This window comes from Rhizobacter sp. P3_C12 (genome assembly GCF_056402735.1).
The window spans coordinates 77425-91438 of sequence record NZ_JBFUGW010000003.1 but is presented as its reverse complement, the minus strand read 5'-3'; the positions used below and the strand labels follow the sequence as shown (position 1 = coordinate 91438).

Below are 14014 nucleotides of genomic sequence, written 5' to 3'. Positions count from 1 at the left end.
CTGCTGGCCAACCTGGCGCTCGCGGCCGGCCTCGCGCTGATGGTGCACGAGACGCAGCGCGCGCAGCACCAGCGCGCCCGCGCCGAGCAGCATTTCGCGAGCGTGCGCTCGCTCGGCCGGGTGCTGATCTTCGACGTGCACGACGCGATCCAGAACCTGCCCGGCGCGACGCCGGCGCGCAAGCTGGTGGTCGAGCATGCGTTGTCCTATCTGAACGACCTCAGCGAGGATCCGTCCACCGATCCGGCGGAGGACACCGGGCTGCGCACCGAGATCGCGGCCGGCTACCGCAAGGTCGGCGACATCCAGGGCCAGCCGTTCGGCGCCAACCTCGGCGACCCCGAAGGTGCGCGCCGCAGCTACCTGCGGGCGCGCGAGCTGCTGACCGCCGTGCTGGCCGCGGCCGCGCCGGGCGACGCGCGCGATGCCGCGCAGCGCGAGCTGGTGGTGGTGCACAAGCGGCTGGGCGCGCTGTCGGATTCGCTGGGCGAGCTGGCGCAGGCCGATGCGATGCTGCGCGCCGGCATCGCGCTCGCGCAGGGGCTGGTCGATGCGCACCCGGGGGATGCCAGCTTCGCGTCGCTGCTGGCGGCGATGCACGGGCAGCTGAGCCAGCTGAAGTTCTACGCCGGCGACTTCCCGGCCTACCTGCAGGCCGCCGACCTCGAGTTCCGCGCGCTCAGCGAGATCGTGCGGCGCCGGCCCGACGACGCCGAGGCGGTGATGAGCCTGTCGGTGTGGCACGACCTGCGCGGCCAGTACCTCGCGCAGCGCGACGACAGCCTGGCGAGCGGCCGGCTGGCCCTGCAATCGTTCGAGGCCTCGATGCGGCTGAAGCAGCAGCTGCTCGACCGCGAGCCGCGCAACGGCAGCTACATGCGCTACGCGGCGAGCGAGCACCTGAACCTGGGTGTCACGCTGCTGCGCGTGAACCAGCCGGCGCAGGCGATCGCGGCGTACCGGCAGGGCACCGCCTTGCTGGCCGAGCTGTCGCGGCTGGATCCGGACAACATGGACGCCCGCCAGGCGCTGGCGCTGGCCAGCAACAACCTGAGCGGCGCGCTGTACCGGGGTGGCGACCTGCCCGGCAGCGCCCGGGCGGCGCGCGAGTCGATCGCGGTGTTCGAGTCGCTGTCGGAAGGGGCGCGCGCCGATGTCGCGGCGCTGCGCATCCAGGGCCGCAGCCACTTCCAACTGGGCCGCGCGCTCGCGCGCAGCGCGCCGCGCGAGAGCTGCGAGCACTACCGGCGCTCGCTGGCGATCCTGGTCGACCTGCAGGCCCGCGTCGGCCTGGCGCCGGGGCAGCTCGACCCGGCCGAAGTTCGGTCCGCGCTGGCGCGCTGCCGCAGCTGAGCGTCACTCCCCGTTCGGGCTGAGCCTGTCGAAACCCTCGCGTCATGCGAGCAGGCCCTTCGACAAGCTCAGGGCGAACGGGGTGGGGCACCGCGCGTGCGGGAGCCCGCACGTCCGCGACGGAGCAGTGCGAACTGCTGCACTTCCACGACCTCCGCATCCACACCCGCGCCTCACACCCATCCACGCGATTCACAAATCAAATCAAAGGCTTGGCCTCACCGCCACGACAGCGCAACGACGCTGGCATGCCTCTCGCGATAAGCCATGTGGCCTGACCCACGGAGCGAGACGCCATGGCAGAGACGAAGAAAGACCGCAGCCTGCAGGAAGTGAAGATCTTCGCGCGGGAGAACACGATCTGGGGCATCCCCAGCAAGCAGTTCATCGGCGCCGCGGTGCTGACGGTCGCGATGCTCACGCAGATCCCGTTCGTCTTCGCGTTCGCGATGGGCGGCCTGCTGTTCGGCGTGCTGTTCGCGATCTACAACGACGACCCGCGCGCGCTGCTGGCCTGGCAGCGCTCGGTGGGCCGCCCGGTCCGCTGGTCGGCCTGTGCGCGCAACCCGCGACGCGTCGTCATCGTTCCCTTCCACAAGTGACAACCACAGGAGTGCCTTCCATGCGTGTTCAATCCCTCGCGCGGCATCTTGCCGCCCCGCTGTCCGGCTTGCTGCTGTCGCTGCTCAGCGCATCCGCCCATGCCCAGGCCACCGCCGCCAACTTCGACAGCCTGCGCACCTTCCTGCAGGCGTTCGCGAACTTCATGACCGGCCCGTTCGGCAAGGCGGTGGTCGTGGTCTCGATCGTCGCGGCCTTCTGCACCTGGGTGTTCGCGCCGAAGGACGGCATCTTCGGCCCGGTGCTGCGGGTGGTGGTCGCCGGCATCGCGATCATGAACGCCGCACTGTGGATCGCACAGTTCGGCGGCGCCGGCAACATCACGCTGTAACCCGCACGGACGCGACCGGCCATGGGTGCCAGGGACAAGATCGGCTCGGTGCTGGACCTGCACACCGCCTACGGTGTGTACAACGGCTTCGTGCTCACCAAGACCGGCTCGCTGATCGGGGCGATCGAGCTCTCGGGGCGCGACCCCGACGGCATGGCCGCCATCGACCACCAGGGCATGACGCACATCGCCCGCGTGATCTACGGCGCGCTGCCGAAGGCGGTCGCGGTCACGCAGTACTTCGCGCACTTCGAGGGCGCCAAGGTCTCGTTGCTGCGCCGCGAGCACCCGATCAGCGACCTGATGTCGAGGCAGCGCGAAGCCTTCCTGAACGGCCGCGACCTGTGCAACTCTCGCCTGGTGCACTACTTCGAGGTGCAGGCCGGCGAGAACTCCAACAAGCTCGACGTCGCCAGCCTCGTCAAGCACCTCGCGATGTCGCCGGTCAGCAGCGCGAGCCGCCGCATGGTGAAGCAGACGCTCGGCAAGGACGGCGCGCTGCTCTACCTCGCCGAGCAGCTGGAGCGCCAGTCGTGGATGCTGAAGGACGCGCTCGCGGTGCTGGTGGCCAAGTGGTCCGGGATCATGGGCGTCGAGCAGCTCGGCATCGACGAGCTGTGGGCGCACATGCGCTTCCTCGCGACGCTGCAGCCGCGCCGCCTCGACACCGCGCGCCACGAGACGCCGCCCGAGAGCAACTGGGACCACTTCCTGTCGAGCGGCGACGTGCGCCACCTGCGCGTGCACAACATGGACGTGCTGAAGATCGACGACGCCGAGCACCAGTACGTGAAGATCGGCGCGGTCAGCCGCCTCGGCAGCCCGGTGCGCGAGGGGCTGTGGGGCCATGGCGACGACTCGCCGGCGCGGCTGCGCGGCAACTACCTGCTGATGCACCGCTTCACGCCGTTCAGCGAGTTCAAGCGCTCGATGCTGTTCCGCAACAAGCAGACCGAGCTGGAGCGCAGCGCGATCAGCCCGTGGGACGTGCTGCAGGGCCGCGAGCGCTCGCTGTACGAGAAGCAGGCGACGATGAAGCCGGTGATCGCCGACAAGATCGCCGAGCTCGGCGAGGCCGAGGCGCTGGACGAGACCTGGGGCCAGGGCCACAGCTTCGTCGCCGCCTTCCATCCCGATCCGGTGCAGCTGCGCGAGACCGTGCTGTCGCTCGACCGCGCCTGCTCCAACGTCGGCCTCTCGCTGGTGTGGGAGGGCGTCGACCTGCCCTACGCGTACCAGACCCTGCAGCCCGGCGGCCAGCACAAGAGCATGCGCGACATGGTGCTCAACGGCACGCAGAGCGCCGCCGCCGCGCTGCTGTACCAGAGCGCGCTCGGCCAGCCCTGCGTCGAGGACCTGGGCGGCGAGGAGGCGCAGTACGTGCTGGAGAGCCGCGACGGCCGGCCGTTCTTCTTCAGCAACTTCATCGGCGGGCGCGCGATGCTGGTCGGGATCGGGCCGATCCGCAGCGGCAAGACCTTCCTGAAGAACACGCTGGCGACGCACTTCCTGAAGTACGGCGGCGTGATCCGCGCGATCGACATCGACCCCGGCACCGAGACGCTGGCGCAGGCCTTCGGCGACGACGGCGGCATCTTCCGCGTCACCGCCGACGGCCGCCACGGGCTGAACCCCTTCGTCAACTACCAGGGCCCGCACGACATCGGCTTCGTCGTGCACATGACCGAGCTGCTGGTGGAGATGATGCGGGCCAACGACGACCCGCTGCTGCAGCAGCTTGCGCACAACGAGCAGGAGTACCTGGACGGCGCGATCCGCAAGACACTGCTGCTGCCGACCTCGATGCGCACGCTCGATTCGCTGGTGGCCCACATGCCGATGCAGCTGGCGCAGAAGTTCACCCGCTGGACGCGCGGCACCGACCCGCAGATGGCCGGCCGCTACGCGCCGCTGTTCGGCGCCACCGTCGACTCGGCCGGCGGGCTGGACAAGCGCGTCGGCGTCTACAACCTGCAGGCGGTGCGCGACGACGAGAACGCGATGCGCCCGCTGCTGCTGGAGCTGTTCTACCGCATCACCCGCACCTTCGAGGATCCGGCCAAGCGCGGCGTGCCGAAGGAGCTGCACGTCGACGAATGCCACCACGCGCTGCGCCTGAAGTCGTTCGCCGAGTACCTGGTGGCCAAGGTGCGCACCTGGGGCAAGTGGGGCGCCGGCGTGCAGCTGTGGACGCAGTCGCCCGAGGAGCTGCTGCGCAGCGACAGCTGGGCCGCGGTGCGCAGCGCGGCCAGCACCTTCATCTTCATGTCCGACCCGAAGATGGATGACGCGCTGTACCGCGAGACCTTCCCGTTCCTGCAGGCGGGCGAGTGCGAGGCGATCCGCTCGCTGGTGCCCAAGCGCCAGGCCTTCCTGGTGCAGCAGGAGCTGGGCGTCGCGAAGATCATCAACCTGGTGGTGGAGCCCGAGCAGTACGTGATGAACACCTCGCACCCGCGCGAGGCGGCGATCCGCACCGCGCTGATCGAGGAGCACGGCTACCAGCGCGGCATGCAGCTGACGCTCGCCCGCTTCAAAGAGGAAGGCATCCTGTGATCGCGCCTCGCCTGCTGTTCGTCGCGGCGCTGCTCGGCTGCTGTGCGTGGGCACGTGCCGCCGGCGATCCGGAGATCGACGAGCTGGTGCGCGAGATCGAGCGCCTGCCGCCGCAGGCCTTCGAACAGGATCCGCAGGGCTGGCAGGAGGTGCTGGAGCTGCTGGAGAACTACGCCGCGTCGCAGGCGAGTACCGCGAAAGCCGCACCGCGGCGTGCCACCGCCGCAACCGGCGCGCCGGGCATGACGGCCGGGCAGCAGCGCGATGCGTTCGGCCAGTTGCTGGGCGGCGTGCGCGAGCTGCCGGTCAACGACCTGGCGAGCCTGATGGTGTCGGCCGGGCTGGCCCAGGTCGACCCGCCGCGCGGCCCGAACGAGGCGATCGACCCGCGCGCCGCGGTGCAGCTGATGCGCTGGGCCGAGTCGGCGCGCAACGTGCCGGCCGGTGCGCCGTCGTTCGGCGTGCTGCCGCTGTTCCAGCCCGACACCTTGCGGCTGCTCGCGCGCCGCGTCGAGCTCGCGAACGCCGGGCAGCCGCGCGCCGCCGCGCTGAACGACACGATGCAGGCCAGCATCGCGACGCTGAGCCGGCGTGCCGATGAGGAAAGCCGCACGCTGCTCGACCTGCGGCGTGCCGGCCAGGCCAGTGGGCAGCGCCTGGGCGCGCTCGACGGGCTGATGCAGGCGGCCACCGCCGCACCGCTCGCCGACCCCGCCGCCGAATCGGCCCAGCTCGCCGCGCTGCGCGGCACGCTCGCCGGCCTGCAGGCGCAGCAGACGCAGGCGCTGATGCAGCTCGGCGGGCCCGACTTCAGCGGCGGCGCCGCGCCGATGGCGATGCCACGCAGCGCGCTCGCCTCGCGCGCCGCCGCCTCGGCGCTGGCCGACGAGCTGAAGCGCCGCATCGCCGCCGGCCAGGTGGTCGGCGACGAGCCGCAGCGCCAGGCCGCGCAACTCGGGCGCGACACGCTCGCGCTCGCGCTGCTCGATGTGCTGGCCCGCGAGGAGGCGGTGAAGGACGCCGCGCTGCGCTACGGCCGCCAGCTGCAGGCGCAACTGCTGCAGACCGGCGCCGAGATGCGCCGCCTGGCCGACGCGGTGGAACGGGCGCCCGGCCATGCGGCGCTCTGAGCGCGCGGCGCTCGGCATCGTCGGCGCGCTGCTGCTCGCCGGCTGGGCGCTGCCGGCGCATGCCGCGTCGCTGCCGGCGCTGCACGAGGTGTTCCTGGTGTTCGACAGCGTCACCGAGCAGATCACGCAGAAGATCGGCGACGCGCTCGGCACGCACGAGATCGAGATGGTCGTCAACGTGCTGTTCTCGGCGCTCGCGCTCGGGCTGTTCGTCTGGAAGTTCAGCGGCTACGCGCTGCGCGGCTTCGACCTGCTCGACATGATGGCGCTGATGATGACGCTGTTCTTCGTCTACCTGATCCTGAGCGCGTACAAGGCGATCTTCCCGGCCATCTTCGGCGCCGGGCGCTACGTGTCCGACGTGCTCGGCGCCGGCATCTCGGGGCGCGATCCGAAAGTGAGCCTGGCCGAGAACATCTTCGGCATGGTGGTGCAGGTCGACTTCCATTCGTCGTGCGACCTGTTCGACTGCCTCGGGCCCGGGATCATGTCGTGGATCGCCGCGATCTTCGCGTACATCATCGTGATCGCGCTCGGCATCGTCGCCACGCTGGTCGAGCTGTGGACGCTGTGGGGCTTCCAGATCGCCTACGCGATCGGCTGGCTGACGGTGCCCTTCCTGCTGTTCGAACGGCTGTCGTTCCTGTTCGACGGCTGGCTGAAGTTCTTCTTCGGCATGGTGGTCTACGTGATGGTCGCCAAGGTCAACCTCGCGCTGGTGCTGCTTGGCCTGGAGATCATGTTCGGCATCGCGCACGGCGGCGGCATCCCCGCCACGCAGACGGTCGACGTCGACGGCTTCTTCTCGATCGTCGGCATGCTGGTGTTCCTCGCGGTCGGCATCGCGACGCTGTACAGCACCGGCCGCTTCGCGTCGGCCATCGTGCAGAACGCGGCCGGCGGCGGCGTCGGCGAAGTGGTGCAGCGGGCGGCRAGCGCCGCGGCCACCGCGGCCGGGACTGCGCTGGCGGTGGCGCTGTGACGGCCGGCGCGACGCTGGCAGCCGCCGGCCGGCGCCTGGCCGCGTTCGCGCTGCTGGTGGCGACGCCGCTCGCGCATGCGGCGCTGAACGATGCCTTCAAGCGCATCGGCCAGTTCGAGGACGCGATCGTCGACCGCGTCAGCGCCGTCGTCTCGGGCGGCGCGATGCACTATGTCGCCACGCGGCTGTTCTTCGTGCTGGCGCTGGCGCTGTTCGTGCTGAAGTGCACCTCGTGGGCGCTGCGCGGCTTCAAGCTCGGCGAGATGGTCGAGACGGCGGTGCAGATCATGTTCACCGGCCTGATGCTGAGCATGTTCACGACCGTGGTGCCCGCCATCTTCAACGCGGCGCTGTATGTCGGCGCGGCGCTGCTGGCCGGCATCATGGGGCTGGGCGGCGGCACCGCGGCGGCCGTCGCGACGCCGACCTCGCTGGTCGACATGCTGGTCACCTACGGCATGCAGATCTCGCCGAACTGCCACCTCGGGTGGAACCCGCTGAACATCCTCGACTGCGTGCGCGGCGGCGCGGTGCAGATCGTTGCGGCGCTCGCGATCTCGCTGCTGCTGGCCGGGTTGTGCGTGGCGGTGCTGCTGGTCGACATCTGGGGCTTCTGGCTGTACGGCATCGCGCTCGCGACCGGGCCGGTGCTGCTGCCGTTCACGCTGTACCGGCGGCTGTCGTTCCTGTTCGAGGGCTGGCTGCGCTTCTTCTTCGGCGCGGTCATCTACCTGATCCTCGCGCGCGTCAACCTCGCGCTGGTGGTGGTGGCGCTGATGACCTACTGGGGCTCGAGCGCCGCGGCGCTCAGCGGCGGCGGTTTCACGCCGCCGACGCTGGCGCCGATCGACGACGTGACGCAGGTGCTCGGGCTGATGCTGTTCGCCGGCGTCGGCATCTTCACGCTGCTGGCCACCGGCCGCTTCGCGAGCGCGATCGTCGCCGGCGCCGCGGCGGGCGGCATCAACTTCGGGCAGATGGCGCGCACCGTGACGCGCTGGGTGACGAAGTGAGGCCGCTGGCGCGCGCGACGGCCCGGCTGCTGGTGCCGGTGCTGCTGTGCGCCGCGCTGCCGGCCCAGGCCGCGCCGCCGGCCGACATGCCGTGGCTGCACGACATCTTCGTCACGCTGCGCGAGGCCAACGACGCGATGACGGCGCACGTGTCGACCGCCCTCACCTCGGCCGGCATCGGCATGGTGGTGCACGTGCTGTTCGCGTCACTGTCGCTGTTCCTGTTCGTCTGGAAATTCATCGGCTTCGCGCTGCGCGGCTTCGACCTCGTCGACCTGCTGGAGCTGATGTTCACGATGGGTTTCGTCTACCTGCTGCTGACCGGCTACCGCGGCCTGATGCCGGCGATCGCGGCGGCGACGCGCTTCGTCGGCGACCACCTGGGCGGCAGCATCGCCGGCATCGGCACCGACCGCACGCTCGCCGAGGAGATCTTCACGACGGTGCTGCAGCTGAGCCTGCACCCGGTGTGCGACGGGCTGATGGACTGCATCACGAACCGCGCCTACGCCATCTTCACGACCATGGTCGCGAGCCTGGCGATCCTGTTCCTCGGTGCGATCGCGACGGTGGTCGAGCTGTGGATGCAGTGGTGCTTCGAGATCGCGTTCGGCGTCGGCTGGTTCACGATCCCGTTCCTGCTGTTCCGCCGGCTGTCGTTCCTGTTCGACGGCTGGCTGAAGCTGTTCTTCAACGTGATGATGTACGACCTGATCGCGAAGGTGACGCTGTCGATGGTGCTGCTCGGCTTCCGCTCGATGAGCGCCGCCGCGACCGGCTCGATGGGCGCGACGATCGACGTGCACGGCCCGTACGACCTGATCGCGCTGTTCCTGTTCCTGGTGCTCGGGATGCTGGCGATGGCCTGTACCGGGCGCTTCGCGACCTCGGTGGTGGCGGGGATGTCGGGCACGGGCGGGTTGTTGCAGGACGTGGCGCGCAGCGCGGCGCGCTCGGCCGGCGGGCGCTGACAGGGCCGTGCGGCCGGCCGCCCAGGCCGGCCGGGCGAGTGCGCCAAGCCGCACGCCCGGCCCGCTCGCGCCCATGGCAAATCAAGCACTTGGAGACAGCCCGTCCTGGCACGCAGCTGGCGAATGCTTCCGGCATCGACGACCGCTCACAGGAGATCCCATGGCGCTTCCCTTCGTTCGCCCGTTCGTCCGCGTCCTGGCGCTGCTCTCGCTGGCCGCGCTGCCGCAGTTCGCGTCCGCCTTCGCATGCGGCGCCCCGCCCTCGGCCTACATCGACGGCCAGCGCGGCGGCTTCACCGACTTCACCGATTCGACCGGCTTCCCGATCTTCAACAAGGAGCACTGCTACGGCAACCCGATCTTCAGCACCAACGGGCACGACACCTACACCAGCAACCCGTTCAACAACCGCACGATGACGAACAGCGGCTTCGGCTACCAGTGCACCGAGTTCCCGCAGCGCTACTACATCTTCCGCTTCCACAAGCGGCTGGTGGTGCCGTCGGCGGCCGACCTTTGCACCTTCAACCTGCCGCAGGGCGTGTCGCGCTTCAAGCCCGGGCAAGGCACGCCGGTGCCGGGCGACATCTTCGTGTTCGGCCGCGGCATGTGCGGCGCGAGCGGGGAGCACGGGCACGTGTCGATCGTCACGAAGGTCTACAACCCGTCGTCGATCCAGATCGCGCAGCAGAACATGCGCAGCGAGCGCTCGACGATCGCCAACGTGAAGACGAGCTGCGGCTGCGGCTTCCTGCATGCCGAGGACAACCTGGCCGCCAACATGCCCTGGACCGACACGCCGAGCGACGCATGGGATCCCGACAACTTCCCGTGGGACGACCGGCCGATGGACACCAACGGCGGCAGCCTGATCGGCGACCCGGCGGACATGTGCACCTGCCGGTCGGACGACCCGACGCAGATCTGGCCGCTGTGCTGCAAGTTTCCGAAGGAAAAATGACCTTCCCCCGTTCGCCCTGAGCCTGTCGAAGGACCTGAGCCTGTCGAAGGGTCTGCTCGCATGCCGCCAAGGCTTCGACAAGCTCAGCCCGAACGGGTCAGGCAGCATCACTCGAACACTGCCGTCGCCTGCGGCACGCCCTCTCGAACCCAGGCGCGGTACATGCCCTGCGAGTTGAACGGCATCGCGAGGCTTCCGTCGGCGCCGAGTGCGACGAGGCCCCCGCGCCCGCCGAGCGGCTCCAGTGACTGCAACATCGCGCCCTGCGCCGCTGCACCCACGGCCTGGCCGAGGTAGCGCATGCGGGCATGGATGTCGTGCGCCAGGCACGCGCGGATGAAGTGCTCGCCACTGCCGGTGCACGACACCGCACAGCTCGCATCGTTGGCATAGACGCCGGCACCGACGATCGGCGTGTCGCCGATGCGGCCGGGCGCCTTGTTCGTCATGCCGCCGGTCGACGTGGCCGCCGCGAGGTGGCCGTGCCGGTCCAGTGCGACCGCGCCCACCGTGCCCATCCGCCGCGCTTCCGGCGCCAGCGGCAACGGGTCGTCGGCCTGCGCCGCGGCATCATGATCGAGCGCCGTCGCACCGGGCGACTGCGCGCGGATGCGCCGCCACTGCGCCAGCCGCTGCGGCGTCGAGAAGTACGCCGGATCCACCACCGCCAGCCCGCGCGCTTCGGCGAAACGGTCGGCCCCCTCGGCCCCCAGCAGCACACTGCCGCCATCGCGCAGCAGCTCGCGCGCCGCCAGCACCGGGTTGCGCACGCGCCGCACGCCGGCCACCGCGCCGGCCGCCAGCGTGCTGCCGTCCATCACGCCGGCATCGAGCGTGTGGCGGGCATCGGCATCGAACACCGCGCCATGGCCGGCATTGAACAGCGGGTTGTCTTCGAGCGCGCAGACCGCGGCCACCACCGCATCGAGCGCGCTGCCGCCGCGCGCCAGCACCGCCTGGCCGGACGACAACGCGGCGCGCAGCCCGGCGTGATACGGCAACTCGGCCTGCCGCGCCTCGGGCCCGAGGGCGCGCGCGATGGTGCCGGCGCCGCCGTGCAGCGCAAGGACGTAGGGTCGTTCCATGATGCTCAGTGCGCCATCAGCTGGCCGAGGAAGGCGCGCGTGCGCTCGTTCTGCGGCTGGTCGAAGAAGCGGGCCGGCGGCTGCAGCTCGACGATGCGCCCCGCCTCCATGAAGGCCACCCGGTCGGCCACGCGCCGCGCAAAACCCATCTCGTGCGTGACGACGATCATCGTCATGCCGTCGCGCGCCAGCGCCTGCATCGTCTCGAGCACCTCGCCGACCATCTCCGGGTCGAGCGCCGAGGTCGGCTCGTCGAACAGCATCAGCCGCGGCTTCATCGCCAGCGCCCGCGCGATCGCGACGCGCTGCTGCTGCCCGCCCGACAGCTGGCCGGGGAACTTGGCGGCCTGCTCGGCGATGCGCACCCGCGCGAGCAGCGCCTGCGCCTGCGCGCGCGAGGTGGCAGCCGCCTCGCGCTGCACCAGCTGCGGCGCCAGCATCACGTTCTCGAGCACGCTCAGGTGCGGGAACAGGTTGAACTGCTGGAACACCATGCCGATGCCCCGCCGCGCCAGCGCCGCCTCGCGCGAATCGTCGAGCAGCGTGCCGCCGAACACGATGCGGCCGCGCTCGGGGCGCTCGATCGCGTTGATGCAGCGGATCAGCGTCGACTTGCCCGAGCCGGACGGCCCGCAGACCACGAGCTTCTCGCCCTCGGCCATCTGCAGGTCGCAACCGGCCAGCGCATGGAAATCGCCGAACCATTTGTGGAGGCCCGAGATCTCGAGCAGCGGATTCGTTGCAGTCATCAGATTCACCTCACGGCATGGCGACGGCCGAGCCAGCGGCCGTACTGCGCGATCGAGATGCCGATCAGCAGGTAGACCGCGCCGACCATCACGTACATCTCGACGAAGAAGGGTTGCCACTGCGGATCGCCCATCGCCAGCCGCAGCGTGCCGGTGAGGTCGTACACGTTGACGATCGCGACCAGCGAGGTGTCCTTCACCGCGCCGATGAAATGGCTCGCGGTCGGCGCGATCGTCACGCGCAGCGCCTGCGGCAGCACGACGTGGCGCAGCCGCTGCCAGCGCGAGAGGCCCAGCGCATGCGCCGCCTCCAGCTGGCCGCGCGGCACCGCCTGCAGCCCGCCGCGGAAGATCTCGGCCAGGTAGGCGGCGCCGAACAGCGTCAGGCAGGCCGCGATGCGCAGCATCGGATCGAGCCGCCACGCCGGCGGCAGCAGCAAGGGCAGCACGAAGGCGCCGAAGAACAGCAGCGTGATCAGCGGCACGCCGCGCACCGCCTCGATGTACGCGCCGCACAGCCAGCGCAGCAGCGKCAGCGTCGAGCGCCGGCCGAGCGCCAGCGCGATGCCTAGCGGCACGCCCAGCAGGCAGCCGGTGACGGCCAGCAGCAGCGTCAGCGGCAGCCCGCCCCACAGGTCGCTGCCGACCGGCGCGAGCCCGGCCACGCCGCCGGCCATCAGCACGCCGAACAGCAGCAGCGCACCGGCCAGCAGCGCCACGCCGACGCGACCGAACAGCCGCGGGTGTGCCGCGCCGCACACGCCGATCAGCAGCACCGCGCTGCCGAGCACCGGCCGCCACTGCTCGCCGGGCGGGAAGCGGCCCAGCAGCACCAGTCGCGCCTTCTCGGCGACGACACCCCAGCAGGCGCCTGCCGCTGCACGGCAGGCTTCGGGATCGGGCTGCACGACGGCGTCGATCACGCCCCAGCGCAGCAGGCGCCACGCGGCCCAGCCGAGCGCCAGCAGCAGCGCGCTCGACACCAGCGACGACGGCAGGTCGGCGAACAACATGGCGCGCAACCGCTGCAGCGCGGGCTGCGGTGCCGGCGGGCGATCAAGATCGAAGGTAGCGCCCATCTCAACGCTCCTTCACTTGCACCGCGGCATTCACCGCGCCCATCGCGAGCGCGATCACCAGGTTCAGCAGCAGGTAGACGCTCGCGATGATCGCGATGCACTCGATCGCCTGGCCGTTCTGGTTCAGCGAGGTGGTCGCGACCGAGACCAGGTCGGGGTAGCCGATCGCGACCGCCAGCGACGAGTTCTTGACCGTGTTCATCACCAGGCTCGCGAAGGGCGGCACGATCACCCGCAGCGCCTGCGGCACGATCACGCGGCGCAGCGCCTGCGCGCGCGTCAGGCCGAGTGCCTGCGCGGCTTCCCACTGGCCGCGCGGCACCGCCTGCAGGCCGGCGCGCACGATCTCGGCCCCATAGGCGCCGGCATACACCGTCAACGCACCGACCAGCGCGAGCCACTCGGGGCTCAGCGTCGCGCCGCCGGTGACGCCGAAGCTGCCGAGCACCGGCCGGTCCCAGCTGCCGGGCTGCAGCAGCCACAGCGCGGCGATCAGCACCGGCGCAAGAGGCCACGCCGCGGCGCGCCGGCCGAGCAGGCGCCAGGTGGTCCACGGCAGCAGCAGGCTCAGCGCCAGCAGGCCGGCGGCCATCAGCGCATCGAGCTGCGGCACCGCGACCGCGAGCCCGCCCTTGCTGAGGAAGACGAGGTCGCTCCACTGCATCGGCGATTCGGGCGCCGGCAGCAGCATCGTCAGCGCGAAGTACCACAGCAGCACCTGCACCAGCAGCGGCACGTTGCGCACCAGGTCGACATACGCGATCGCGCTCCAGCGCAGCAGCGCGTGGCGGCTCAGCTGCGCGATGCCGACCGCGAAGCCGAGCACGCTGACCAGCAGCACCGCCGGCAGCGCGGCGCGCAGCGTGTTGGCGATGCCGGCGGCGAACGCGCGGGCATAGGTGTCGCCGGCGTCGTACGGGATCAGGCCTTCGGAGATCGCGAAGCCGGCGCTGTCGTCGAGGAAGCCGAAGCCCGATGCGACATGCCGCGCCGCGAGGTTCTGCGCGGCGTTGTGGGCCAGCCAGCCGCCGAGGGCGAGCACTGCGAGCAGCGCGATGAACTGCGGCAACAGCACGCGCCAGCGCAGCGGCGGGCGCGGCGGCGCATCCACGGCGACTTCCGCGATGACATCAGGGACGGCCACGAGCGGTCCGAGGGGTGGGAATGCAGCGGACATGGCCAC

At 70.8% G+C, this 14014-nt stretch carries 12 protein-coding genes and 1 pseudogene; 9 read left to right on the top strand and 4 right to left on the bottom strand.

Translation table 11 applies throughout. The features are described from left to right. The 9 genes and pseudogenes from AC1DXV_RS01485 to AC1DXV_RS01445 all read left to right on the top strand — a co-directional run. A pseudogene (locus AC1DXV_RS01485) lies at nt 1–1353 on the top strand (hypothetical protein); the annotation flags it as partial. 296 nt (nt 1354–1649) lie between these two features. Beyond that, complete coding sequence (locus AC1DXV_RS01480; RefSeq protein ID WP_047507407.1) at nt 1650–1955, top strand: hypothetical protein; 306 nt, start codon at nt 1650–1652, stop codon at nt 1953–1955. A 20-nt stretch (nt 1956–1975) separates the two neighbouring features. Then, nucleotides 1976–2305 (top strand): TrbC/VirB2 family protein, encoded by a 330-nt coding sequence (locus AC1DXV_RS01475; RefSeq protein WP_477868750.1) that lies wholly within the window; start codon nt 1976–1978, stop codon nt 2303–2305. Between the two features lie 21 nt (nt 2306–2326). Continuing rightward, a complete protein-coding gene (locus AC1DXV_RS01470; protein WP_477868752.1) occupies nt 2327–4861 on the top strand; it encodes a VirB4 family type IV secretion system protein in 2535 nt (844 codons plus the stop codon). After that, nucleotides 4858–5991 (top strand): hypothetical protein, encoded by a 1134-nt coding sequence (locus AC1DXV_RS01465; protein ID WP_477932199.1) that lies wholly within the window; start codon nt 4858–4860, stop codon nt 5989–5991. The genes AC1DXV_RS01470 and AC1DXV_RS01465 overlap by 4 nt, the downstream gene beginning before the upstream one ends. Further along, nucleotides 5978–6973: a type IV secretion system protein gene (locus tag AC1DXV_RS01460; protein ID WP_477932197.1), complete on the top strand. Its 996-nt coding sequence runs from the start codon at nt 5978–5980 to the stop codon at nt 6971–6973. Before AC1DXV_RS01465 ends, AC1DXV_RS01460 begins: the two co-directional genes overlap by 14 nt. After that, on the top strand, nt 6970–7986 hold the full coding sequence (locus tag AC1DXV_RS01455; RefSeq protein WP_477932195.1) for a type IV secretion system protein: 1017 nt from the start codon (nt 6970–6972) through the stop codon (nt 7984–7986). Before AC1DXV_RS01460 ends, AC1DXV_RS01455 begins: the two co-directional genes overlap by 4 nt. After that, nucleotides 7983–8957 (top strand): type IV secretion system protein, encoded by a 975-nt coding sequence (locus AC1DXV_RS01450; protein WP_047507393.1) that lies wholly within the window; start codon nt 7983–7985, stop codon nt 8955–8957. The genes AC1DXV_RS01455 and AC1DXV_RS01450 overlap by 4 nt, the downstream gene beginning before the upstream one ends. A 160-nt stretch (nt 8958–9117) precedes the next feature. Next, nucleotides 9118–9918, top strand: coding sequence for a CHAP domain-containing protein (locus AC1DXV_RS01445; protein WP_477869422.1), 801 nt, complete (start codon nt 9118–9120; stop codon nt 9916–9918). 107 nt (nt 9919–10025) lie between these two features. Here AC1DXV_RS01445 and AC1DXV_RS01440 read toward each other — a convergent pair whose 3' ends face one another. From AC1DXV_RS01440 to AC1DXV_RS01425, 4 genes are read right to left on the bottom strand one after another with little or no spacing between them, the layout of a single operon-like run. Beyond that, nucleotides 10026–11003, bottom strand: coding sequence for an isoaspartyl peptidase/L-asparaginase family protein (locus AC1DXV_RS01440; RefSeq protein WP_477869424.1), 978 nt, complete (start codon nt 11001–11003; stop codon nt 10026–10028). 5 nt (nt 11004–11008) lie between these two features. Next, nucleotides 11009–11752 (bottom strand): amino acid ABC transporter ATP-binding protein, encoded by a 744-nt coding sequence (locus AC1DXV_RS01435; RefSeq protein WP_477932193.1) that lies wholly within the window; start codon nt 11750–11752, stop codon nt 11009–11011. 5 nt (nt 11753–11757) lie between these two features. Next, the gene (locus tag AC1DXV_RS01430) at nt 11758–12831 is read right to left on the bottom strand and encodes an amino acid ABC transporter permease (RefSeq protein WP_477932191.1); all 1074 of its coding nucleotides are present in this window, start codon (nt 12829–12831) and stop codon (nt 11758–11760) included. A 1-nt stretch (nt 12832) separates the two neighbouring features. Further along, on the bottom strand, nt 12833–13975 hold the full coding sequence (locus tag AC1DXV_RS01425; RefSeq protein WP_477866535.1) for an amino acid ABC transporter permease: 1143 nt from the start codon (nt 13973–13975) through the stop codon (nt 12833–12835). Nucleotides 13976–14014: the final 39 nt, after the last annotated feature.